The sequence below is a fragment of the Cylindrospermum sp. FACHB-282 genome, assembly GCF_014697195.1.
Classification (GTDB): Bacteria; Cyanobacteriota; Cyanobacteriia; order Cyanobacteriales; family Nostocaceae; genus Cylindrospermum.
This window is the reverse complement of sequence record NZ_JACJRJ010000007.1, coordinates 115,737-139,907: the sequence shown is the minus strand read 5'-3', so window position 1 is coordinate 139,907 and position 24,171 is coordinate 115,737. Positions and strand designations below refer to the sequence as shown.

Annotated in this window: 23 protein-coding genes; 11 read left to right on the top strand and 12 right to left on the bottom strand. The window is 43.2% G+C overall.

Annotated features, from left to right (window positions below):
- Window position 1 precedes the first annotated feature (1 nt).
- On the bottom strand, window positions 2-1,219 hold the full coding sequence (locus tag H6G32_RS05890) for an acetate kinase (protein WP_190456047.1): 1,218 nt from the start codon (window positions 1,217-1,219) through the stop codon (window positions 2-4).
- 449 nt (window positions 1,220-1,668) lie between these two features.
- On the opposite strand from H6G32_RS05890, the gene H6G32_RS05885 reads away from it, so the two are divergent.
- Entirely contained in the window at window positions 1,669-1,833 is a 165-nt protein-coding gene (locus H6G32_RS05885) for a hypothetical protein (protein WP_190456046.1), read from the top strand.
- Between the two features lie 251 nt (window positions 1,834-2,084).
- Here the strand turns inward: H6G32_RS05885 and H6G32_RS05880 are convergent, their stop codons facing one another.
- A complete protein-coding gene (locus H6G32_RS05880; RefSeq protein WP_190456044.1) occupies window positions 2,085-3,089 on the bottom strand; it encodes a transaldolase in 1,005 nt (334 codons plus the stop codon).
- Window positions 3,090-3,389: 300 nt separating this feature from the next.
- Entirely contained in the window at window positions 3,390-4,409 is a 1,020-nt protein-coding gene (gap, locus tag H6G32_RS05875; RefSeq protein WP_190456095.1) for a type I glyceraldehyde-3-phosphate dehydrogenase, read from the bottom strand.
- 501 nt (window positions 4,410-4,910) lie between these two features.
- Here gap and H6G32_RS27235 point away from each other — a divergent pair.
- The gene (locus tag H6G32_RS27235) at window positions 4,911-5,354 is read left to right on the top strand and encodes a hypothetical protein (protein ID WP_190456042.1); all 444 of its coding nucleotides are present in this window, start codon (window positions 4,911-4,913) and stop codon (window positions 5,352-5,354) included.
- Here the strand turns inward: H6G32_RS27235 and H6G32_RS26655 are convergent.
- The 3 genes from H6G32_RS26655 to H6G32_RS05855 all read right to left on the bottom strand — a co-directional run bounded on the left by H6G32_RS26655 (window position 5,308) and on the right by H6G32_RS05855 (window position 10,304).
- Window positions 5,308-5,430 carry a helix-turn-helix domain-containing protein gene (locus H6G32_RS26655; RefSeq protein ID WP_309232567.1) on the bottom strand — a complete coding sequence of 41 codons (123 nt, stop codon included), beginning with the start codon at window positions 5,428-5,430 and terminating at the stop codon, window positions 5,308-5,310. The genes H6G32_RS27235 and H6G32_RS26655 overlap by 47 nt on opposite strands.
- 355 nt (window positions 5,431-5,785) lie before the next feature.
- Entirely contained in the window at window positions 5,786-6,664 is an 879-nt protein-coding gene (locus H6G32_RS05860; RefSeq protein ID WP_190456038.1) for a DUF4397 domain-containing protein, read from the bottom strand.
- Between the two features lie 1,258 nt (window positions 6,665-7,922).
- Entirely contained in the window at window positions 7,923-10,304 is a 2,382-nt protein-coding gene (locus H6G32_RS05855; RefSeq protein ID WP_190456036.1) for a phosphoketolase family protein, read from the bottom strand.
- A gap of 225 nt (window positions 10,305-10,529) precedes the next feature.
- Here H6G32_RS05855 and H6G32_RS05850 point away from each other — a divergent pair, with 225 nt between their 5' ends.
- Window positions 10,530-11,270, top strand: a complete 741-nt coding sequence (locus H6G32_RS05850; protein ID WP_190456034.1) for a dienelactone hydrolase family protein — start codon at window positions 10,530-10,532, stop codon at window positions 11,268-11,270.
- Between the two features lie 403 nt (window positions 11,271-11,673).
- Here H6G32_RS05850 and rimM read toward each other — a convergent pair whose 3' ends face one another.
- Both rimM and H6G32_RS05840 read right to left on the bottom strand, forming a co-directional pair.
- The gene (rimM, locus tag H6G32_RS05845) at window positions 11,674-12,324 is read right to left on the bottom strand and encodes a ribosome maturation factor RimM (RefSeq protein ID WP_190456032.1); all 651 of its coding nucleotides are present in this window, start codon (window positions 12,322-12,324) and stop codon (window positions 11,674-11,676) included.
- A gap of 5 nt (window positions 12,325-12,329) precedes the next feature.
- A complete protein-coding gene (locus H6G32_RS05840) occupies window positions 12,330-13,613 on the bottom strand; it encodes a valine--pyruvate transaminase (RefSeq protein ID WP_190456030.1) in 1,284 nt (427 codons plus the stop codon).
- A 201-nt stretch (window positions 13,614-13,814) separates the two neighbouring features.
- On the opposite strand from H6G32_RS05840, the gene H6G32_RS05835 reads away from it, so the two are divergent.
- Window positions 13,815-14,924: an S-(hydroxymethyl)glutathione dehydrogenase/class III alcohol dehydrogenase gene (locus tag H6G32_RS05835; protein ID WP_190456027.1), complete on the top strand. Its 1,110-nt coding sequence runs from the start codon at window positions 13,815-13,817 to the stop codon at window positions 14,922-14,924.
- A 38-nt stretch (window positions 14,925-14,962) separates the two neighbouring features.
- Here H6G32_RS05835 and H6G32_RS05830 read toward each other — a convergent pair whose 3' ends face one another.
- Entirely contained in the window at window positions 14,963-15,526 is a 564-nt protein-coding gene (locus tag H6G32_RS05830) for a Uma2 family endonuclease (RefSeq protein WP_190456025.1), read from the bottom strand.
- Window positions 15,527-15,885: 359 nt separating this feature from the next.
- On the opposite strand from H6G32_RS05830, the gene fghA reads away from it, so the two are divergent.
- Window positions 15,886-16,740, top strand: a complete 855-nt coding sequence (fghA, locus tag H6G32_RS05825) for an S-formylglutathione hydrolase (protein WP_190456023.1) — start codon at window positions 15,886-15,888, stop codon at window positions 16,738-16,740.
- Between the two features lie 43 nt (window positions 16,741-16,783).
- Window positions 16,784-17,578 (top strand): Tab2/Atab2 family RNA-binding protein, encoded by a 795-nt coding sequence (locus tag H6G32_RS05820; protein WP_190456021.1) that lies wholly within the window; start codon window positions 16,784-16,786, stop codon window positions 17,576-17,578.
- Between the two features lie 270 nt (window positions 17,579-17,848).
- On the opposite strand, the gene H6G32_RS05815 is transcribed toward H6G32_RS05820, so the two are convergent.
- The gene (locus tag H6G32_RS05815) at window positions 17,849-18,133 is read right to left on the bottom strand and encodes a DUF2470 domain-containing protein (protein WP_190456020.1); all 285 of its coding nucleotides are present in this window, start codon (window positions 18,131-18,133) and stop codon (window positions 17,849-17,851) included.
- Between the two features lie 224 nt (window positions 18,134-18,357).
- Here H6G32_RS05815 and H6G32_RS05810 point away from each other — a divergent pair, with 224 nt between their 5' ends.
- Window positions 18,358-19,122, top strand: coding sequence for a metallophosphoesterase family protein (locus tag H6G32_RS05810; RefSeq protein WP_190456018.1), 765 nt, complete (start codon window positions 18,358-18,360; stop codon window positions 19,120-19,122).
- 14 nt (window positions 19,123-19,136) lie between these two features.
- Here the strand turns inward: H6G32_RS05810 and H6G32_RS05805 are convergent, their stop codons facing one another.
- The gene (locus tag H6G32_RS05805; RefSeq protein ID WP_190456016.1) at window positions 19,137-20,015 is read right to left on the bottom strand and encodes a M48 family metallopeptidase; all 879 of its coding nucleotides are present in this window, start codon (window positions 20,013-20,015) and stop codon (window positions 19,137-19,139) included.
- 403 nt (window positions 20,016-20,418) lie between these two features.
- Between H6G32_RS05805 and H6G32_RS05800 the strand changes: the two genes are divergently transcribed.
- Window positions 20,419-20,652: a hypothetical protein gene (locus tag H6G32_RS05800; RefSeq protein ID WP_190456014.1), complete on the top strand. Its 234-nt coding sequence runs from the start codon at window positions 20,419-20,421 to the stop codon at window positions 20,650-20,652.
- Window positions 20,653-20,767: 115 nt separating this feature from the next.
- Window positions 20,768-21,301, top strand: a complete 534-nt coding sequence (locus tag H6G32_RS05795) for a DUF4330 domain-containing protein (protein WP_190456012.1) — start codon at window positions 20,768-20,770, stop codon at window positions 21,299-21,301.
- 239 nt (window positions 21,302-21,540) lie between these two features.
- On the opposite strand, the gene H6G32_RS05790 is transcribed toward H6G32_RS05795, so the two are convergent.
- On the bottom strand, window positions 21,541-22,440 hold the full coding sequence (locus H6G32_RS05790; protein WP_190456010.1) for an alpha/beta fold hydrolase: 900 nt from the start codon (window positions 22,438-22,440) through the stop codon (window positions 21,541-21,543).
- Between the two features lie 331 nt (window positions 22,441-22,771).
- Between H6G32_RS05790 and H6G32_RS05785 the strand changes: the two genes are divergently transcribed.
- Both H6G32_RS05785 and H6G32_RS05780 read left to right on the top strand, forming a co-directional pair.
- Window positions 22,772-23,356 carry a hypothetical protein gene (locus H6G32_RS05785; RefSeq protein WP_190456009.1) on the top strand — a complete coding sequence of 195 codons (585 nt, stop codon included), beginning with the start codon at window positions 22,772-22,774 and terminating at the stop codon, window positions 23,354-23,356.
- A 29-nt stretch (window positions 23,357-23,385) separates the two neighbouring features.
- Window positions 23,386-24,153, top strand: a complete 768-nt coding sequence (locus H6G32_RS05780; protein ID WP_190456007.1) for an armadillo-type fold-containing protein — start codon at window positions 23,386-23,388, stop codon at window positions 24,151-24,153.
- The last annotated feature ends 18 nt before the right edge of the window (window positions 24,154-24,171 follow it).

Here is a 24,171-nt window from a genome sequence, read left to right as displayed (position 1 = left end):
TTTACTTTTTCAACAATTGCCAACATTGTTGAGCGATCACCCAATTTTCTTGAGTCTCGATGACTAATACCTCTACATCTGAGTCAGGTGCAGCAATATTCTCATCAAGGGGCTGCTGCTGATTTTTCTGGGCGTCTATTTTTAGCCCCAAAAATCCAAAGGCTTCACAGACAGCTTGACGAATTCCCGGAGATTTTTCGCCCACACCTGCGGTGAAAACTAAGACATCTAATCCCCCTAAACTGGCAAGCATCGCCCCAATACCAGCTCGCAAGCGATGCACATAGATATCCCAAGCCAGTTGAGCACGTTCATTACCTTGGGCGATCGCCTCTATGACTTCGGGCAAATCGCTAGATACCCCCGAAATTCCCCGCAATCCCGAAGCTTTATTTAACACATGGTTTAACTCTTCAACGGAGTAATGAGATTGCCGCAGCAAGTAAATTAAAATCCCCGGATCAACTGAGCCGGAACGACTGCCCATCATTAAACCATCAAGGGGTGTGAATCCCATAGTCGTGTCAATACTGTGACCATTTTTAACTGCCGCCAAAGAGCAACCATTGCCCAGATGGCAGGTAATTATGCGCAAAGATGCTAAATCTCGACCAAGGATTTGGGCCGCACGGGCAGAGCAGTATTGATGACTGATGCCATGAAAGCCATAGCGGCGGATACCTTGTTTAACCCATTCATAAGGGCCGGGATAGATTGCTGCGGCATCGGGGAGAGTGACATGAAATCCCGTATCAAACACTGCCACTTGGGTGACATCTCCCAAGCCGACCTGAATGGCTTCTATCCCTGCCAAAGCAGCTGGATTATGCACTGGAGCTATGTTAGCAAAATCTGCGATCGCCTTTTTGACATCCTCCGTCACTACCACGCTATCCCGGTAATCTGGCCCGCCATGTACCACCCGATGTCCCACAACATCAATTTCCGACACTTGATTAATTACTTTGGTAGCACCGCGACTCAGAGCATAAAGCATATAAGTGACGTGTGCTTGTCGGGAGTCGCCATAAATAGTTTCTTGCAGCGTTTCACCCGTAGCGGTTGTCACCTTGAGTTCTGCCCCACCTTGGTCTTTAGTCCAAGTGACCTTTCCCTGCCAAAGGGGCGGGAGTGTCACACTGGGTAGAGCCTCATCTGGGATTTCATACAGACAACTTTCTTGGCTACTCGATCCGGCATTTAATACGAGTATTTTCATAGGGAATGGAAGTATAACGAAATTGCCAGTCTTCTTATGTTATTCCATACTTTATCCATAGCTGCTAACTGTTAATTAACCCCACTGGTAAGGTGGAGGGCTGATTTTCATAGTAGATATGTACTATAATAAAGTAGAAACTAGCAATTGCGCAGTGCCAATTGTGGGATAAAGTATACTGAAAACACTAATTTTTAGACAGCTTTTTATGCCTTAAATTAGCAACGCCTTGATCATTTAAGGCTATGGGCTAATTTAAAGATTTCCGGTATCTGGACTGCGCTGCAATACCGACCGTAGTTTATATTCGCCGCCTAGTGCCGGAGATTTCAGAAATCAATATCGATGAATCGCCACTAAGTGATAGTCGAGATATGAGAGAAGCGATCGCAGTTCCGTCCAAGAATTTAGCGATCGCCCCTAATTAACCCCTAGCCAAGGAATCAATCATGAAAATTCTAGCGTTAGCTGTACCACTATTGATTGCGGTGGCTGCCCCCTCATTCGCACAAAAACCTCATCATTTAAGCACCAAAGCTATGCGGCAACCAGAGCAACCAATTCAACCCTACCGAGGCGGGGGGAGACGGGAATTTTACGGTTTACCCTATTGACAAACTGTCATAAATTTGTATGTTTTTAATTTAAATAACCAAGAAATCCTATTATTTTTAGGTAAACGGGAAAAAGTAACAGGACTTACGCAACTGGCACATTAGTAGGGTGAGTCAGATGTCAAAAATCTGTTTATTTGCTAGATATATCGAGTCTGACGCACCCTACAATAGATGTTTATTGTGATACTTGCGTAAGTCCTAAGTAAAAAGAAATTTTCTTTACTTTTTACTTTTACCTATTAACTTTTTTAGCCAGCTGTTACCAGGTTTTCTCCCTCAAGGCGAGTCAGCCGCTCTGCCAATAGTTTTTCTAGAGCCACCAGTGCTTTGGTGAAGCCGTCGATCCCTTCAGCCAGCTTATCATAAGCCATCCGGTCAGCAGCGTGCATCTTGTCAAAGGTAGCTTTATCAATAGAGATTTTTTCAATTGACAAGCTTGCTACCTTAGCGGGGTCAAGTTTGCGTGGTAATTCGCCAACAGTTGACTTCAATTCAGTCAACAGCGCCGGCGAAATGGTCAGTAAGTCACAACCAGCAAGTTCGGTAATTTCGCCGATGTTGCGGAAGCTAGCTCCCATAACTTCGGTTTTATAGCCGAATTTCTTGTAGTAGTTATAGATTTTGGTGACTGACAACACACCTGGATCTTCTGTAGCAGTGTAATCTTTGCCAGTGTCTTTCTTGTACCAGTCAAGAATCCGGCCAACGAAAGGAGAAATTAGGGTGATCCCAGCTTCCGCGCAGGCGATCGCTTGGTGAATGCCAAACAATAGAGTAAGGTTACAGTGAATACCTTCTTTTTCCAAAATTTCCGCAGCGCGAATTCCTTCCCAGGTAGCGGCAATTTTAATCAGCACGCGATTGGGGGAAATACCAGCAGCTTTGTACTGAGCAATCAAATCTCGTGCCTTAGCGACAGTAGCTTGTGTATCGTAGGATAAGCGGGCATCTACTTCTGTAGACACGCGACCAGGGATGATTTGCAAAATCTTCAACCCAAAAGAAACCGCCAGACGGTCAAAAGCCAAAGAAACTACCTGTGTTTGGGTTGCACCTGCTCCAGCATCTTTCTGAGCTTGGATTAAAGTTTGATCAACAATTCCCTGATATTCCGGCATTTGTGCCGCAGCAGTAATCAGAGAAGGATTAGTAGTAGCATCTTGGGGCTTGAACTGCTCAATTGCTTGGATGTCGCCTGTGTCTGAAACCACAACGGTTACTTGCCGTAATTGTTCCAGTAAATTCTTAGACATATTATAATTCTCCGTGAATTTGATTTGCTGAAGACTTACTTAATTCCCCTGTTACTATTTTGCGGTTAGTCAACTCTCACAATTCTGGGAAATTATACTCACCGCTGCCTAAGTTTGCTTGCTAGCTTGAGCCTCAGCCTTATTTTAAGTTTCTCTGCCGTAATTCGCTGTCTGATAGAATGCACTTTAAATAAACTTCTTGTTCCTGACTTACCAACGGAGACTGGGGACTAAGGACTGGGGACAAGAATCTTGCTCTCCGTATTCCATACCCTATGTCCCAAGCCCTATGTCCAATGCCTATTTCTCTTTTTGTGCCATTGACAACATCAAGTCAACTACGCGATTTGAGTAGCCCCACTCGTTATCATACCAAGCAACCACTTTGAAGAAGTTGGCATTCAGTTCAATCCCAGCACCAGCATCGAAAATACTGGAATGGGCATCGCCCTGAAAGTCAGTAGATACCACTTCTTCATCGGTATAACCCAAGATACCTGCTAAGGCGCCATTAGCAGCCTCTTTCATTGCAGCGCAAATTTCTTTGTAACTAGTAGCTTTGGCAGTTTTGAAAGTTAAATCAACCACCGAGACATCGGGAGTAGGAACCCGGAAAGCCATACCAGTTAATTTGCCTTTTAATTCTGGCAAAACCAAAGCCACAGCTTTAGCTGCCCCTGTAGAAGAGGGAATGATATTTTGGGCTGCACCCCGACCGCCCCGCCAGTCCTTCTTGCTGGGGCCATCTACCGTTGGCTGAGTGGCAGTCATGGCGTGAACTGTGGTCATTAAACCTTCGGTTAGACCAAAGTTGTCATTAATGACTTTAGCGATAGGAGCTAGACAGTTTGTGGTACAGCTAGCATTAGAGACAATCAGATCCTTCGCGGGGTCAAATAGGTGATGATTAACACCCATGAGTAAGGTTTTTACCTTTTCTGGCTCTTTGGTGGGAGCAGAAATGATTACACGCTTTGCACCTGCTTTTAGGTGGTTTTCTGCCCCTTGATAGTCGGTGAAAAGTCCGGTAGATTCCACGACATAATCAGCGCCTAATTTACTCCAAGGTAATTCTGCCGGATTCCGCACCGACACGCAAGGAATAAAGTACCCATCAACGAGAATACCGTCTTCCTTGGCTTCGATTTTGTTGTTTAACTTACCGTGGGTGGAGTCGTACTTTAATAGGTAAGCGAGATTATCTGGTGGTACTAAGTCGTTAATACCCACAAACTGAATGTTTGGGTTATTGAGTCCAGCACGAAGCACAAGTCTCCCGATCCGACCAAATCCATTAATACCAACTTTCAACTTCGTCAAAATTAAACCTCCTGTTTTTGTCATCTCAGCCCAAGGCTATTACCCTACCTTTAATGCTGCACTCAGATGGGTTAATTTTGGTCTGACTGAGATGATCGTGGCAGTCACTAGACGCCTAAAGCCTATTTACTTGGCATATTTTAAGGTTTTATCATGAGTAACCGACTATCTTAATTTATTTTTAAACGCACCAGGTAAGAGCAGGTAGTCCCTTGAAGGGGGGTTTGAGTGCCTGCACTACCCAAGCTATATTTGATTGTGTCAAAATGTGACTAAGTAAGTTGAAACTGTCAGTTATGGTTTGGCTAACTGGATATAAATTATCGGTTTGATTGACAAACTCAAAAATATGAAAATTCTAGAAAGTAAAGTCTTAAAGGTGTATGCAGTTCAGCATGGTAGGTGGTCAAAGCCGGGACATACGTGGAAGGGAGAAGAGGTACACATTCGTTCTTGTATTAAGGAGGTATCAAAACTGCCGATATTAACGCAGATAAACTGATGCGCTTACGTTCCAACCTGTGTTTGTGGGGGGAACCCCCACCGTATTCAGGAAGGGGAAAACCACGAGTACATGGGAATAAGTTTAAACTTAACGATGCCAATACCTGGCCTGACCCAGAACCAACGGTAGAACTTGAAGACCACAAACTGGGTAAGGTCAGGATTCGGCTGTGGACAAGACAGCATTTTCGTCTTTCCCCTCACCATTCGATGTCTATTATACTGGTGGAAAGGCTAACAGAGGATGGCTCACCACGAGTTTATAAGCCCATGTGGTTAGCATTTGTTGGTGTACAAATGCCTCCCCTATCCGAAGTTTGGAAACTTTATTTACGACGCTTTGCGGTTGATCACTGGTATCGGTTTGTCAAACAACGTTTGCATTGGACACTACCTAAACTCTCCACTTGTCAATATAAGCTTCTAGGTCACTGCGTTTAATGCGCCAACCCTTACCAATCACTTTAGCTTTCAACTCCCCTAATTTAATTGCCGAAAGCAGGAATTCTCTAGACAACCCAGTTAACGCTTGTGCCAGGAGCAATGGTCAGCAACAGATCAAGAGCGATCGCACTACTTTATTTTTGAGCCTGCTAAAAACTTGACCTTAATAGTTTAGGGACTTCCAGAAAATAAATTATTCAATGGGTGGGAGCAAATATCATCTTAAATTCTTCCTCCCCTGCCTCCCCTGCCTCCCCTGCTTCCCCTCCTCAAGGGAGCGATTGTATATTTTTTTAGTTGGAAGTCCCTTAATAGCTACTGAAGCGGGTCTGATTAAATCAGCCGCTTCCGCTTCAATAGTTATACGGTTTTTTCAAAAATTAAATAAGATTCCTATGGCTAAACATGCCTCACTAAGTTGATATTGCTTACTGCACAATCTGATAACACCCATTAGAATCAGGAGGCGCTGTTTGTGTTGAGGCAGTTGTGAGTAGCAGTGAGTTAGGTGCTTGGCCTAAGCCATTACCTGTAGCAATTACATCAAAAATGACTCCTTCCGGGACTTGTTTATTCGCAACTTCTACTATGATTGGTGGGTTGAAGGCATTATTGATCAATGGGAGAAATTGGTCAGGTAGAACTGGATTAAAGTTATATGTCCCAGCCGTAAGTTCTGGGTAAGGAATAGCAGTTTTGGGTATCAGGTCTGTGATACGAGTTTCATCCACATTTGGGCTAGAGGATTTGCTAATACGGAAATCTATAACAGCGCTAGTTTCCGAAAAGCGATACCAACGTCCTTTAAATTTACCTGGATTAGGCTGTGTTAAATCCTCTGGAATCACAAATGGTGATTGATTAAATAATGGTTGACCTGAAGGGCCTTGTAGTGTTCCTGTTATCGCTACTGTATAAGCACTATTAGGCGCTCCTGTAAAGGTTCTAGAAGCAATTGTACTGCTAGTACCAGATTGCACAAAAACTACATTAGTAGTTCCTGGTGTTACATCTACATATTTACTAGCTTGACGAAAATCTACATTCTGCAAAACTTTTTTACCGTTGACAATCACATCAACTGGTGATGCAGTAGCAACCGCAGCGTTAATAACTCTTAATTTGGCAGGGCATTTATAAGGGTTTAGAAGAGGATCTAGAAGAGAACCTACTAGGCTTGCAGTGTAAAATTCTTGTGAAGACTTTGTAGATAGTTGAGAATTGGCTAAACTTTTGGATGGATAACTAGTCCAACTCATTAAAGATAATGCCAAAGCACCTAAGAACAATCGTTTTGTTAGAAACATATCTTCCTCCTATCGTGAGATAAAAATGACCAATGAGCAAGCTTTATTATGCATAAAAAATGATGCGATAATCATCGCAAAGATTTTTTATGTATAGGGCTATAGATATTGCAATGGTAGATATTTGAGTTGAGAAGACACGTTATTTTTTTCTGTTGTTTTCTCAACGATTAAATAGGGTTGGTTCTTCAGTAACTATTATGCTAAAAACACAGTAAATTATGTACTAAAGAACCATAGTGTTGATGTGAAGAGTATGAACAGTATGCAATTCTATCAATCTGTTCAAATCGTCCAAAAAACTATGAAAATACTCTAATAAAAATGCTTAGGCATCTTTGTTAAAAGAGCAATTTTATTGTCAATTTTTCTTGTTTTTCTATTCCTGATTTATTCTGTATTGCTCTTTTTGTCTCTTTTTCTGCCATATTTGTTGATAATTACAAAAATTTTATTGGGTTTGCTTGGAATATCTTAACATACCTACTTTGAAAAACACAATTGATATTAGTATTGATATTATTAATGATAATAATTTGTTTTGCTCTATTATTTTTCTGTTAGCCATTACCCCCAAGTCGTTCAAGCCCTCCGACCATTACTAAGAAAAACTTAGTATTCGACATCCAGAGTTGAGGCCGTTACAGTTTGTTGACGACGCAAAAGGCTTGTCTAAACCGCCTTGATGGCTTCTAACCGTTCGAGGTTTTGCATTCCCCTTTACTGTGGGCAGTTACACAGTCAGTCTTTGGCTCACTGTACGCATTTAGGGCGTTTAAGGCCGATCACACCTAGCTTAATTGCAGTGGTCTCATTGCTGAACCCATTTTACTACTAACCACTGTCTGTTGGCTGACGTTATCTAGTAGTTCGGTGAGGCTTTTGAGGAATTTTCTACCCCCGCTTCCCTGCTCAACTGGTCTTTAGACTAAAACAGGCGATCGTTAGTGAATGGGACTGGGAAAAAATGAAGGGATGCCTGTAAGAACAGACACCCTCGTAGCGGAAGATAAAAGAAGCACAACCAACGTTCATCTACCGCTATGGATGTTTTTGCTTTAGTTAGGGAATTTCGTCATATCCAAAGCTGGAATTACCAACCAGGCTACACTTTTTAACACAGATATGAGCCAACAAGAAATCCAAAACCATCTCAAGGCTCGTTCCTAGTCTTGGACTTTTAACAAGGATCAAGGAGTACCAGGATTGATTGTAATGCTGTAGAGACGATTAAACGTCTCTACATTGCCCATTTAACCTAATATGGCCATTGCCAATCGCGGATTTCTGGCATATCTTCGCCGTGTTTCTCGATGTAATGCTTGTGTTCAATTAGCGTATCTTGCAACTGCTGTTTGACATAAGCGGCTCTATAACCTAATTGTGGCACGCGATCAATTACGTCCATCACGAGGTGGAAGCGATCAAGATCGTTGAGGACGACCATATCAAAGGGGGTGGTGGTGGTTCCCTCTTCTTTATAGCCGCGCACGTGTAGATTATTGTGATTGGTGTGACGATAGGTGAGGCGATGAATTAGCCAGGGATAGCCGTGAAAAGCAAAGATAATCGGTTTGTCGGTGGTGAAAATTGTATCGAAGTCTTTGCTGCTTAAACCGTGGGGATGTTCGCTTTTTGGCTGTAGTGTCATTAAATCTACTATGTTCACTACCCGTACTTTTAAATCTGGGAAGTTTTGGCGCAAAATATCCACAGCGGCTAAGGTTTCTAAGGTGGGAATATCCCCAGCACAAGCCATGACTACATCAGGTTCGCTGTCTTTGTCGTTGCTGGCCCATTCCCAAATACCTAAGCCTTTGGTGCAATGTTTAATGGCTGCGTCCATGTCGAGGTATTGCAAAGCTGGTTGCTTGCCGGCAACAATGACGTTGACATAGTTGCGACTTCTTAAACAATGGTCGGTGACTGAGAGTAGGGTGTTAGCATCGGGGGGAAGATAGACGCGAATAATCTCGGCTTTTTTGTTAATTACATGATCGATAAAACCGGGGTCTTGGTGAGAAAAGCCGTTGTGGTCTTGTCGCCAAACGTGGGAAGTTAGGAGATAGTTAAGGGATGCGATCGCACGACGCCAGGGAATTTCACGGGTAGTTTTCAACCATTTGGCGTGTTGGTTGAACATGGAGTCTACTATGTGGATGAATGCTTCATAGCAAGAGAAGAATCCATGACGACCGGTGAGGAGATAGCCTTCTAACCATCCTTGACAATTGGTTTCGCTGAGGACTTCCATGATCCGACCGTTGGGTGAGAGGTGATCGTCTTCTGGGAGGATTTGGGCATCCCAAGCGCGGTTTGTGACTTCTAATACAGCATCTAGGCGATTCGATGCGGTTTCATCGGGGCCGAAAATGCGGAAGTTGCGGCTGTCGTCGTTTAGTTTCATCACATCCCGCAGGAATTTTCCGGTGATTTTGGTGGCTTCGGAAATTACTTTTCCTGGTTGGGGAACATCTACGGCGTAATCTGAGAATTCAGGCATTTTCAGGTCACGCAGCAAAATACCGCCGTTGGCGTGGGGATTGTCACCCATGCGGCGATCGCCAATTGGTGCTAATTCTGCGAGTTCAGGAATAAGTGTACCGTTGGTGTCGAAGAGTTCTTCGGGTTTGTAACTCTTCATCCAATCTTCTAGGAGTTGTAGGTGTTCTGGCTGTCCAGATATATTACCAAAGGGTACTTGGTGCGATCGCCAATAATCTTCGGTTTTCTTCCCATCAACTTCTTTTGGCCCTGTCCAACCTTTGGGAGTCTTCAAAACAATCATTGGCCACTGGGGACGTTGACTAAAACCATGCACCCGTGCTTCCCGCTGGATACCTTGAATTTCTGTAATTACTATGTCTAAAGTCGCCGCCATTTGCTGGTGTACATCTGCGGGATCTGATCCTTCCACAAAGTACGGCTTATAACCATAGCCGATAAGTAAGCTTTCTAATTCCTCATGGGGTATCCGTGCCAGCACTGTTGGGTTGGCAATTTTATACCCATTCAAGTGCAAAATTGGCAGGACTGCGCCATCATTGACAGGGTTGAGAAACTTGTTAGAGTGCCAGCTAGTAGCTAAAGCGCCGGTTTCCGCCTCCCCATCACCAACAACAGCAGCAACAATCAAATCAGGGTTGTCAAAAGCAGCACCGTAGGCGTGGACAAGGGCATAACCCAGTTCTCCCCCTTCATGAATAGAACCAGGGGTTTCTGGTGCAACATGGCTAGGAATACCACCAGGAAATGAGAACTGATGGAACAATCTCTTCATCCCCACCGCATCCTGGGAAATGTTGGGGTAATATTCGCTGTAAGTTCCTTCTAGATAGGTATTAGCAACCAGTCCGGGGCCGCCATGACCAGGACCAGCAATGTAAATTGTGTTCAGGTCGTACTTTTTAATTACCCGATTGAGATGAGCATAAATAAAGTTTAGCCCTGGTGTAGTTCCCCAGTGTCCCAACAGCCTGGGTTTGACGTGTTCCAGCTTCAGCGGTTCTCGCAGGAGTGGATTATCTAGTAGATATATTTGCCCAACTGAAAGATAGTTAGCTGCACGCCAGTAAGCGTTGATCTTATGTAATTCTTGATCTGTTAAAGGCTTTGATTGCGTCGTACTAGCTAAAGTCATATCCAACTCCAGTAAAAAGTATCTGCACCAATGGGTTCAGTATGTCAGTATATGTTTCTAGCGTCATCTTACCTATGATAAATTTTTCTTGTAGGAAGTTAAATATTTTTTTCAGATCCCCGACTTCTTAGAGAAGTCGGGGATCTTGTTTGTTTTTAGATAATTTTTGCTGATTTTTATTAAAACTTTGGAAATAGAAATTAACACATTACCAAAAGATCAAAAATGCAAACCGTTAAACGCAATATCGAATTGAGAGTAGATGATAGTTTAATGCGGGTTTATGTCGCATCTCCCAAAGCAGAGGGAAAATATCCAGGAATTGTTTTTTACAGTGATATTTATCAGTTAGGTGGGGCAATACTGCGTCTAGCTAACTACTTAGCAGGATTTGGTTATGTTGTAGCTGCACCGGAGATTTTCCATCGCCTTGAACCTGTGGGTTCTGTGATTGAACCTGATGATATTGGCAGAATGCGAGGTAATGATGATGCACGACGCACTCTCATATCTGAATATGATGCTGATTGTCGGGCTATGATTGATTTTTTGAAAAGTGACAATTCAGTTATTGCTGATAAAATCGGGACTCTTGGTTTTTGTATTGGTGGACATTTAGCTTTTCGGGCAGCTTTTGAAGATGAAATTAAAGTTTCTGTTTGCTGTTATCCTACTGGTATTCCTAGCGGTAAATTGGGTAAGGGGATAGCAGATTCTATTCAGAGAATAGAAGAAATTAAAGGGCAAATGTTGTTGGTTTTTGGTACGCAAGATCCACATATTCCCGAAAATGACCGTCAGACGATAATTAATGCTTTAGAAAAAGGGAAAGTACCTCACAAAGTTTTTTCATGCCAAGCAGAACATACTTTTATGAGAGATGACGGATATCGTTATGATGCTGCTGCTACCACCGCGGCTTGGAGGGAAATAATCCCTTTCTTTGAACAGATGTTTGCAGGTTAATTGCGGATTCTCGTAGTAGGGAAACAGCATTGCTGTGTCCCTAGAAAATCATTGGTAATGTTGGGTTTTGCCCCTTAAAGGAAAATACATTTAAGAGGATGTTTTAAAAGTCTAAATTCATACTCCCCTGGGCGATTAGAAATCGCGCGCCACATGCTTCAAGTCGGCGGAGCCGCCCAACGCAGTGGCTTGGCTACACAGACAAAACCCACCTTTCCTGCGGAACGCTACGCGAACGTGGGTTAAAAACCCTTAATTTTTCATTAGTCCACGGAGGTGGACTTCGTTTGTGTAGTAGCGTTCGCGGAGCGTGCCGGAGGCTCTATTATATTCGCCCAATACTTTTAAAACATCCTCTAAGAGGATGTAGGTTTTAGCGGCCCTTTTGTTTAATTAGAAGTCACTAATTGTTGATTTCCAGTAACCCTGGTGGTGGTGTAATTTCAATGCGACGATTTTGTAAATCTACCACAGGTGCGATCGCCATAACAAAGGGAATCAAAACAGTTTTTTCTTTGCTATCACTGGTAAATGACGGATCTAACTTCACTTCCAACAAATCATTACCAGCGGGGATAATATCCGCTACCACACCCACCAATTCCCCAGATGCTTGCATAAAAACTTGCAAGCCAATCAAATCAATCACATGATATTCATCTTCTCCCAATTCGGGGCGATCGCTTGCCGGCACCATCAACCTACATCCACGCAAGGCTTCCGCTTGGTTGCAGTTTTCCACACCAGCTAATTGCAGGACATACAAATTTTTCCCTTCAATGTAACGTCCTGACAACAACTCTATCGGTTGCGGTTCCGTCTGGCCAGGACGCAATAACCAGCGGGTTCCAGGTTCCTCAAAGCGTTCGGGGAAATCGGACTCAGGATAAACCCGCACCTCCCCAGCTAATCCTTGAGGTGCAACAATCTTCCCAATTGCTAGCCAATCATCAGTATTGGGGACTGGATTGGGGACTGGGGAAGACTTTATTTTTTCACCTGCGTTCACCCTTCCCCGGTTCTTCTTCGCGTTCTTCGCGTCTTCGTGGTTCATTCCTCTTATGCACTCACCGCGGAACTCTGATAAACCTGTTCAGCCACCTTGGCTAAACGTTGCATTCCCGTCACAATCTCTGCATCACTACCTGTTAAACTGATGCGTAGACACTGCTGCTTGTGTTGCCACTCTTCCTTTAAACCAGGGAAGAAAGTACTACCAGGTACAACAATTACACCCACTTTCTTGAGTTCTTGGTAAAATTCCCAATCAGTAATTGGTAAGTCTTGCAACCACAACCAAGCAAAAATTGCTCCTTCACCGCGATGGAGGAACCAAGGTAAATTATTCGGCATTGCTGACTCTAAAGTATTTTCCAGCACTGCAAATTTATTTTGGTAAAATGGACGGATGACGTTTTCGGCAATGTCGGCTAAAGTACCAGAGTTAATTGCCATAGCTGCGATCGCTTGCCCATAACGCGATGAATGGATACCAATATTGGTTTGGAAAGATTCCAGAACTTGAATTAGCTTTTCATCACCAATAGCAATCCCAATTCTTTCACCTGGTAGCCCTGCCTTAGATAAACTCGTACAATGAAGGATATTTTCCCCAAAAATCAGCGACATATCCGTAAAATTCAACGCTGGAAAGGGAGGCCCATAAGCTGAGTCAATTAATACTGGCACATCGTAAGGTGCAGCTAGAGCAGCAATTTTTCTCACTTCATCATCAGAAAGAACGTTACCGGTGGGGTTGCAGGGACGAGAGAAAATCACGCAACCTGTTTTTTCTGTAATTGATAATTGGCTGAAGTCGGGGCGATATTTAAATCTGTGGGCAGATGCATCTATATCCAGAGTTGGTTTGTAGGCAACTAAGGCTTCTGGAACCAAGGAAACACCACCATAACCAGTATAGTCAGGACTTAGAGGTAAAACAATTTCCTTGAGTTCACCGCTGTTGGTGTAACCGCCAAAGCTGTTAGCAGCATAGAAGTAGAGAGTTTGACTACCAGGGGTGATCAGAATATTGCGTTCGGTTAAATTCAACCCATAACGCCGATTAAAATCCTTGACAACCGCCTCAACTAATGGTGCATAGCCCTGACTGGAACCGTAACGACAAACGACTTCACCATATTCTGAACTGGCTAAAAGTTCCGCTGTGCAATCCCGCCACAACTGTTCTACCTCCGGTAAAATCAACGGGTTTCCAGCACTCAAATTACTTAATTCCTGCCCTGCACCAGCTTTTAGGGTTTCATTAATGTCCTTCATAATTGCTCTAACGCCTGTCAGGTTGGACATTTGAGCGCCAAATTGAGTTAGGGCAGGTTTCATAGGCTTTGACAAAATAAATTAATCGAGAGGTGAACGAATGATTTGGGGGTTGCTGCTGGTACAAAGTTTATGTAGTTGCCAAAACAGCGATCGCAGCTTTAACCAATCTAACCAGAGAATAAGATTTTAACAAAGCAGACCCGATATACACTCGTTATCAGCTGATTAACGAAACCTATATTTATTCAGGAGGGCTAACCCATGGAAGTTAAAGCAGCAGTTGCTTACAGTGCCGGTAAGCCGTTAACTATCGAAACCGTTCAACTATCTGGGCCACAAGCTGGGGAAGTATTGGTTGAGATTAAAGCCAGTGGGGTTTGTCATACCGATGCTTACACCCTTTCTGGTGCTGATCCTGAAGGTTTGTTCCCAGCCATTTTGGGACATGAAGGTGCTGGTGTGGTGGTAGAGGTGGGGGCTGGTGTCACCAGCGTCAAACCAGGGGATCACGTAATTCCTCTCTATACCCCAGAATGCCGCCAGTGTGAATATTGCCTAAGCATGAAAACTAATCTCTGTCAAGCGATTCGCTCAACTCAAGGGCGGGGCGTAATGCCTAATGGCACTAGTCGCTTTAGCATCGGTGGGGAAATGATTCATCACTATATGGGCACATCTACCTTCTCTAACTATACGGTGCTGCCGGAAATCGCTGTGGCCAAAATTCGCGAAGATGCCCCCTTTGATAAGGTTTGTTACATTGGCTGTGGCGTGACAACGGGTATTGGTGCAGTTATTAATACAGCCAAGGTAGAACCGGGAGCAAATGTTGTAGTTTTCGGTTTGGGTGGTATTGGCTTAAATGTCATCCAAGGGGCACGAATGGTGGGGGCAAATATGATTGTTGGGGTGGATATTAATCCCAACAAACGCACTTTAGCCGAAAAGTTTGGCATGACGCACTTTGTTAATCCCCAAGAAGTTGAGGGCGATTTAGTTGCCTATTTGGTTAATTTAACGAAGGGCGGCGCTGATTACAGCTTTGAATGTATAGGGAATGTTAATGTGATGCGTCAGGCTTTAGAATGCTGCCATAAAGGTTGGGGCGTGAGTGTAATTATTGGTGTCGCTGGTGCTGGACAGGAAATCAGTACGCGTCCTTTTCAACTGGTAACTGGGCGCGTTTGGAAAGGTTCAGCATTTGGTGGCGCGAGAGGGCGTACAGATGTGCCGAAAATTGTTGATTGGTATATGGATAGGAAGATAAATATTGACGATTTAATTACTCATGTAATGCCGATTGAGCAAATTAATGATGCTTTGCATCTGATGCACAAAGGTGAGTCAATTCGCAGCGTGGTAACATTTTAATTAGTGGTGCGTTACGCTGTAGCTAACGTACATTCGCGCTAACGGCCCATCTTTAACCAAGCAAAAACTTGATTAACGGTTAGGATAAGTTCAATTTCTGGTAAGAGGGGTAATACATCTTCTCCTTGAAGTAGCACTGGCTGTGTCTCTGGTAAAAATGCCAAAATACTCAAGTCATCAGGATCAATAAACCATCCAAGACGACTGCCATACTTGAGACAGTGGAGAATATTGCCAATCACTTTGTTTGGTTTTTGTTCTGGTGAGAGAATCTCAATTGTCCAGTCTGGTGGGATTTCAAAGTTATCAGGAACTTCATCATTGACTGTGAATGGTATGCGCCCCCACTGAAATACAGCTACATCAGGTACGATTGAGCGTCCTCCAAAACTACACCGTAATTCGGGAAACCCATAAGCAATTTTCTGCTCTTCTGTAACTTGATTGATTACAGCACAGAGTTTACCTTGTAAGCGGCTGTGTCTTCCTTTAGGCATTGGCTTGAGAATAATTTCACCGTTGATGTATTCGCCGACAGGCTTAGTTTCTGGGAGCTTCAGAAACTCATCTAGGGTGAGGGGTTGGGCGGTTGTAGCGGTCATGGCTCCTGCTGGAATGGGGATGTATTTTTAGTTTAGCTTTTCTGATGAAAAGGCGCGCTTTTATCCTAAGACTCAATAAAAATTATGCGTATTCTTGCTAAAATTAAAATATACCTAAATTGTATTTTTTTCAGTGTAAATGACTAAGCAACTCCGAACACCCCACATTTTCCTAGATACCGAAGTTTGGCGTTGCTGATTAAAAATATGAATATGTCTCACGCAAAGGCGCAAAGGCGCAAAGACGCAAAGAATCAAGCTTAAAAAGGTTGAATTTCCCAATTTCATATTCTAATTCAGCAACGCCTCAAATAAGATTGCCATAACACATCTTACATTTAACTAATAACGAATCATTCATGACTAATCTTAACCTCATCTCAGAATATAAATGCTTTGGTGGCAAAGTTGGCTTTTATCGCCATTTCTCCTCAACCTGTAACGGAGAAATGCGCTTTGCTGTTTATCAACCACCACAAGCAACACAAAAACCTGTGCCGGTTCTCTATTTCCTCTCCGGGTTGACTTGTACAGAAGAGAATTTTATGGTGAAGGCGGGGGCGCAACGCTACGCGGCGGAGTACGGTTTAATGTTGGTTACACCGGATACTAGCCCCCGAAATACAGGTATTGTGGGTGAGGATGACGAGTGGGATTTTGGCACAGGTGCAGGCTTTTATGTTGATGCTATTACAGAAAATTGGCATCAGCATTATCAAATGTATAGCTATGTCGTCGAAGAATTACCCGCTTTAATCAACGCACACTTCCCTACCCAACCTGATAAACAAGGCATTTTTGGTCATTCTATGGGGGGACATGGGGCGCTAGTCTGTGCATTGCGAAACCCACAGCTATACAAATCAGTTTCCGCCTTTGCACCTATCACTGCACCTATACGCTGCCCTTGGGGACAAAAAGCGTTTAGCCGTTATCTGGGAAGTAATCAAGAAACTTGGATGGCTTATGATGCTAGTGAATTAGTTAAGCAAGTGGGATATCATAGTTCCATTCTCATTGATCAAGGAACTGCTGATAAATTTTTAACTGAGCAATTATTACCAGAGGTGTTTGAGCAAGCTTGTGCAACAGTTAATCAGCCCCTCAACTTGCGTTACCAAACAGGGTACGACCACAGTTATTATTTTATCTCTAGTTTTATTGAAGATCATATCCGCCATCATGCTGTTACTTTAGCGCGAGATATTAGCTAGATTTGCTAATTTTTTTGATGTATTTATTCCTTTCTTTTAACTCATGACAATTTGGCAAGCTGATTTTTACAAGCGTCCGCTCAAGGATGCCACAGGGCAGGTATTATGGGAGTTGTCGATTTGTGATCAGACTCGCAGCTTTGAGTATGCAGCTACCTGTCCCCAATCACAAGCGAATTCGGCTTGGGTTGCTGCACAACTTCAGCTAGCAGCTAATAAAAAATTGCCAGATGTAATTCAGGTGTTTCGTCCTCAGTCTTTGAGTTTAATTGCAGCCGCTGGACGCACTTTAGGTATTCATGTTGAACCTAACCGCCGCACTTTGGCATTAAAACAGTGGTTGCAAGAAAAGCAATTTCCCTTAGCGGTGGAAAAACCACCTCCAGCACCATTACCAGAAAACCTCTGGGGGGATAAGTGGCGCTTTGCTACACTCCCAGCGGGTGATATTGCTGATGTTTTTACAGAACGCCCGATTCCCATTTTACACATACCAGAATTTCTCAAACCGATTAATCTCGGTTTGGCCTCAACGGTGTCCATTCCCGGTGTGATAATTTATGGGGGAAGGCAATCGATGGGTTTAGCACGTTGGTTACAGCAAGCTGATCCTGTGGCGTTAAATTACATTACTGGTGCGCCTGATGGCTTAATTTTAGAAGCTGGTTTGCAAGATAGGTGGATTGTGGCGACGTTTGACGATTCAGAAGTGACAGCTGCCGCTAAGGTTTATGAACAGCGGAAACAGCAAAGTCGGGGATTGCATTTTTTGTTGGTGCAACCTGATGATTCGGGGATGACTTACACTGGCTTTTGGCTGTTGCAAGCGGAAGATTGAAAAGGTGATGCCTAGGGCTGATGTCGTGTCCGGTTAAAGACTTATCATTAAGAATGCAGTTCTTGCTTTCTGGCATGGGGAAATAGGGAAACCCTGTTTTTGCACAGATGTAGGAATCATAACTAAATTAGCCAGAGATGATATGACTTCTCTCAAAGATGCTGCGCGAACCCCTAGGCATTAATGGGTAATTGGCAGAACCGATTACCCATTATCAGCTTTTGGCGGCATTAATAAACCAAAAAGCTAGGAGATTCACTGACGCGATTTTTATTTTGCTTGTACCCGCGCTTGCTTCACCATGGCAATTAGGGTTTGATGTGCATCTTCTGCATCTGCTAAAACATGATCAAACTGAATGCGAACTGGTATCGTTTCTCCATTTACTTGTGCTGTTAAATTCATCCCTTGGGCATCAATTGACAGCATCTGGGCTGCTGTGGCATTTGTTACACCGCCAAAAGCATGAGTATAAAGGACTATGGCTTCACCATGATCCTCATTCATGTGCTTGCAGATGCGTGAGCTAATTTCAGCAGAAAATGTATCAGACATTGTAAGATTGAGAGTTAGCTATACAAGAATTAGCTAAATTTTAAGCGATCGCTACGCCTCTAATCACTAATTTATTGGATAATTGTTTCGCAAGTTAACCAGACCTGTACCATAAAAATTAAATTAAAATTAGAGATGTCAATTTTTTTGAGCTTTGTTTTCGGAAAGTAGACAGCTTAAACTGTAGCAGGAGTGTTCAGCTAAATTATTCAAGCTAAGAGCCAATGAGCAAAAAAAGTCATCGTAGAATTGTCATTGGGGATGTGCATGGTCACTACAAAGGTTTAATGGCATTGTTGGAGGCGATCGCTCCCACATCAGAAGATCAAGTCTATTTTTTAGGAGACTTAATTGATCGCGGGCCTCAAAGCTCTCAGGTAGTAGAGTTTGTGAAGCAAAGTAACTACTCTTGTTTGCTAGGCAATCATGAGCAGATGTTATTAAGCATTCTGAGTCAGAATAGAGATAACTTTTCTTCAATTATGCAAGCATGGCTGTACAGTGGTGGGCAAGCAACCCTTGCCAGTTACGACGCAGCCATAATTCCCCATGAACATCTCGATTGGTTTAAGACTTTGCCTACATATCTCGACTTGGGGGATATATGGTTAGCTCATGCAGGTGTTGATCCAGCTAAATCGGTGGCAGAACAAACTTCAGATCAACTTTGTTGGATACGCGATGAATTTCACAGCATTCAACAGCCATACTTTTCAGATAAGCTGATTATCGTCGGCCATACCATTACCTTTACTCTACCTGGTGTTACTGCTGGTAAACTGGCCCAAGGACAAGGGTGGCTAGACATCGATACTGGTGCTTATCATCCCCGGAGTGGCTGGTTGACTGGATTTGATGCAACAAATAACCTGGTTTATCAAGCTAACGTTTTTAGCGATCGCGTCCGCTTTCTACCCTTGGAAGAAGCAGTAATTAACATTGATCCGACCCAAGTCCAAATTAATCGCCGCAATAAACAGCGAGCATAATCAGCGAGCAAGTGTTAACGCACAAATCTTCGGACATTAGCTTGATAAGCGGTATTATCCAACCCGTAACTCCCATTATTAGGTTGGGCATTAATCTGACGTTTGAGAGCATTAATGCGATCGCCAGTTGCGGGATGGGTACTCAAAAATGTGGGACCAGAACCCTTACTGAGCAGCTTTGTCATAAACGAAACCATTCCAGATTGGGCATAACCAGCCCGTGTCAAAGTGCTTAATCCTCTTTTGTCAGCATTAAATTCATCTTGACGACTGAGAGGGCGGTTGAGGGCTAGGTCTACACCAATACCTACTACTTGATTGCGATTTAAACCTGTGACTGTAGCAATACCACTAGCGATGGATTTTTGCCGGATCTGTTCTATTAAGTGTTTGCCCTCAATATGACCCATTTCATGGGCGATAACACTAGCTAGTTCGGCTTCATTGTCTGCGGTCTTCAGTAAACCCGTGTTGAGATAAACAAAGCCTCCTAGGGTTGCAAAAGCGTTAACAGCATTATCATCAACTACCTGAAAGGTATAAGGGAGATTGGGGCGACTGCTATTAGCTACTAAACGCCGTCCAATTTGCTCAACATAGCGATTTATCTCAGGATTGCGGTTAATTCGCACACCTCCGTCTTGCAATTCCTGATTCATCTGCTTACCAAGTTCAACTTCGTCTCTCATCGATAAACCAGACAGTTGAATTATCTGCGTTACTTGCGGTGCGATCTCCGATCCCTTGCGTATAATCTGCCAAATGTCTAAAGCCCTTCCAGGCAAAGGATTGCTCAGGCACACACTAAGGGCGACTACTGCCGAAATTAACGGATAAAACCAGCGACGTTGCCGCAAACGGTAATTTGTTAAATAGCCTTTCCAATTGTTCATAATCCGGTCGGAAGATAATTGTCAGAGAACATTAAGTTAAGGGACGGATTTAGAGCCTTATATGTTGCATTCTAAACTTAAGACTGAAGAGGTGATATCGCCCCTGTAGCTCCCATATCCCTAAAAAGTGTCTTCATGGAAATACTAGGACTTACGCATTGACAAAAAACGCTAAATATGTACGCTGGTTTTATTCATTGAAAATCTTAATCCGTGCGTTCCCTAACGCACGCTACGGGTAGGATGCGTCAAGAGGCGCATCAAAACACCATTAAAAAAGCCCAAAATTAGGATGAATTTCTCAAGGAAGTAACAGCTTAATAGTTAGGTACTAAGTGCAATAAGGAGTTTGAGAATTCCACCCTTGGGAAAAACCTGTCCAAAATTGGTCAGCCAATGCTAGTTGGCGGCTTGGAGAATCTCCTTTGCACCCAAAATCTTGTGTGATGCTGCCAAAAAGCACCGAGTTAATGAAACCCAACGGGCTTTTTTCCGTCACCACAACTCAGAAGGTCGGTTGCTACCGCTCGGAGCTTCCGCAGTCATGATAGACTGGCGCATAATCGCAACGCCCAGCCGCTTCGAGTTGTTACTAGAACTTAGGCATCAAGTACGAAATTTAGGAGCAATTCATTAATTGCCCCTGCGCTAATTTGTGTAAGTCCTGGTTACTAAGTAGGGAAGATCCCCCTTTCCTTCAAAAACCTTGCTGCTACAATCAATTACTCCGCTCATATCTGGGAAAATTTGTTATGGCTATTTTAGATTCCAAAGGTCGCTTGTTTGGCAAAATTAATTTTCTGGATTTAGGTGCAGTACTAGTAATTTTACTAGTTATATTTGGCATCTTTGTATTTCCGGGAACTTCCGGTTCAGTTGCCCAAGTCGGTACAAAAACAGTACCTATCGAAGTAGATTTAGTAGTCCGTGGTTTGAATGTGCGTGACCCTGAGCAGTTATTCAACAACGGATTAAAAAAAGGCGGTAAAACTAATGTAATTATCCGTAATGAATCCTACGGTCAGATTGAAATTCAATCTATTAAACAGCTACCGAGAACAATTAATGTTTCCCAACCTGATGGGACTGTTAAAGAATTGCCAGATCCAAAAACAAATAATTTTAGTACAGATTTGCTTTTGACTTTAGACGGTCAAGCCAAAAAAACTGACCGTGGATTCGTTATTGGTAACAGTAAAGTGAAAATTGGTATGCCCTTTGAATTAGACGGGTTCAACTATAACTTTAACGCTACTGTTATCGATGTCAGAGAGAAAAACAAATAATTTTATCATTTTTGTTGAGCATCTGTTCCCCCATTGCCTGGTGGTATGGGGGAAATTTTTTATTGCCAAAACAGAAAAACCGCAATTAAGTAGGTGGATGTGAGATAACCAAAATGCGTAACGATATGTAAAGTTAGTTTGATGCGTTATTTTGGTTGAGTTTTAGTCATTTTACAAAACGAAATATATTTTGATTTTCCTCCACCTACCTACTTAGCTTTGTTTGATCAATTTAGAAATCACTGATTAAGCAAAGCCAAAAAGCGACGAATTAAGCCAATTGTCACTGCCGGTAATTCTAATTGTGGCGTTAAACCCACGCCTTCTAACTGTTGAAAAAATCGGATTGTTTGGGGATTTATTTCGGCAAAGCGGCGACCGATTTCAGGTCCGGTAAATTGTGATTTTTGTCCCCAAATAATGGCAGTAGGAGTGATCAACTGTTGAATGTAAAGAGATAAATCAAAGCATAAGTCACCACGTACAAAAGACAGTGCTGCGTACTCAGCATTCGGCTGCTGGGCAGATTGTAGATAAGCATCGACAATTTCTTGGTATACTCGATTAGACTGGGCAAATTGCCTTTGCTCTAAGAAACTGCGAATACCCCCCTCAGTGGCAATACCAGTGCTATACAACAAGCGGTCAACAATGGGAACACTGACTAACTGGGCAAAAAAGCTGCGGGAGTAGTCTTCACCAAAGTCAGACAGTCCAGAGGGAGTGGTGAGAATTAAGGACTTGAATAAATTGGGATGTGCGATCGCTACTCGAATGGTAAACGCTGCGGTTAGGGAAGAAGCAATCACAGTCACCGGCTCTGTACAAGTCTGCTCGATAAAGTCCCGAATCGTCGTCAAATAATCCTCAATCTGATAATTGCGTGCTGGATGTTCAGACCTACCCCAACCGATCAAGTCTGGTGCAATCACTCGATATTCAGCAGCAAAGGCGGGATAAACTTTCGACCATTCATAAGCAGAAGATCCACCACCAAACCCATGCAAAAATACCAAAGTTTCTCGGTCAGGTTTGGCGGTGATTTTATCCTGCCAAGGTGAGCCAGCAGCAGTATAATATGTGATTTTACCTAGGGAGGTATTTATGGAGCGTTGCTCAAATCCCAGTGGCTGAAACATAAGTATTTATTTCCACTCGTGTAATTAACTCCCATGAGTAAAACTTGCGTAAATCGGTCATGGTTACCTATGGAGTTAAAATTCCCCATCCTTGTTTATTATCAGCGAACTAATAACTCCAAAACTTCTTACCACCGTTAGATTCTGAGATATTTAAATTCGAGAAATTGTCAAAATACATTTGGATAACAACCGCTATAAATTCCGGCTAAAATTTTTTTGTGGTACTGTAACAGAGAACTCATGGACAATTTTGAGCGTCAAGCAATAGTCGAAACGCTTAATGAAAAAAGCGATTAATATTTTCTAGGCAATATTCAAGCGGGATGTCATGGTGAAGCAAGCTACTCTTCCATCGAATCAAGTGCCAAGGTTTGAAGATGCTAAATTTGCCCTTGACAGCTTTGATCTGCCAAAAAAAGTACTAGCCTCAGCTTTGCCAGACCAGGTAGAGGAATCTATTAATGCCGCTAGGGGATATATACCTAAGTGTATTTATCTAAAATTTGAAGATTTAAAATGCTTTGAAGCAGTAGAACGCCAGTATGAGCACTGGGGGGTGATTTTTGCCAATTCCTTGGCAATACAGGCATCAAATCCAGCATTTCCTTGCCATTCAGGGTTGACAGTCTTAATGGGATCGCCCAAGAATGGATTTTTAGAAGCTACTTTTTTGAGTCCTGTCAACAAGGTTAGTGCTTTGGTCACGAGTTCTCAGCAGTTAGTGCTTTCCGCTTACGATCGCGATCGCCAACTCCTAAGCCAATCAGCACTACCAGCAGCTAATCTGGCAAATTCTAACTCAACGCTGCCCCCCAATATCTTATTATCTGTAGCAGCCAATGACATTAAAAGCGTGACCTTCTGCGCCTTTGATGGTCAATTCACCCTTGATGACTTTCGTTTTTGCTTTTAAAATTTTTTGTAATTTAGTAGGTAAACACTGTGGCACAGGCTTCGTCTTCTTGGCGGCAATTATTCAACCAGATCCCCAACTGGTCGCTTCCAGAGATTAAGACAGGAAGCCCAAAGCAGCTTAATTTAAAGCGTTTCTCTGAACCTGGGGGCATTCTTGGGTTCTTGACAATCGTCGTTGCCATGCTGTTGTGGAACTGGAAACTGGTGTTAGCACTGGGAGTCGGCATTGGGGTCATGGTATTAGCTTACTCAATGCAGAAGTGGGACTGGCAAAAACGCTTGTTCGACATTCGGAGATTTTTAAACGGTTCAAACCGTCGGTTAGCCTTAGCAGTCGGGAGTGGCGGTATTACCACTGTCAGTACTTACATGGCAGCTGCAATCTGGGTTGATTCCAACAGCCCCTGGATTGCCGTTGGTGTGATTGTCCAAGGTGTCGGGATGCTGTTAACTCTAGTTTTATTGGTGTGGCAAATCTTCAGCCTTTACGGAAGCCGAGAGGAAGACCACATCGATCAACTGTTGCTCGATTTAACAGAAACAGATCCCTTAAAGCGGTTGCTTGCCGTGCGTCAACTAACTAAATTCCTTACCCGGAAGCAAGTTGATGCTTCAGTGCAGCAAGATGTTATCGAATGCTTGCGACTCTTAGTCAGTCGGGAAAAAGAAGCAGTAATTCGAGAAGCAGCTTTCAACAGTTTGCAGACCCTTGATTGCTTGGGTGTTTTACCATCCAGCCCCGGCGCAACTTTGACACCCATACATACAAAAGCTAAAGCTCGAATTTTAGCCTGAATTCCACCGTTGGCACTA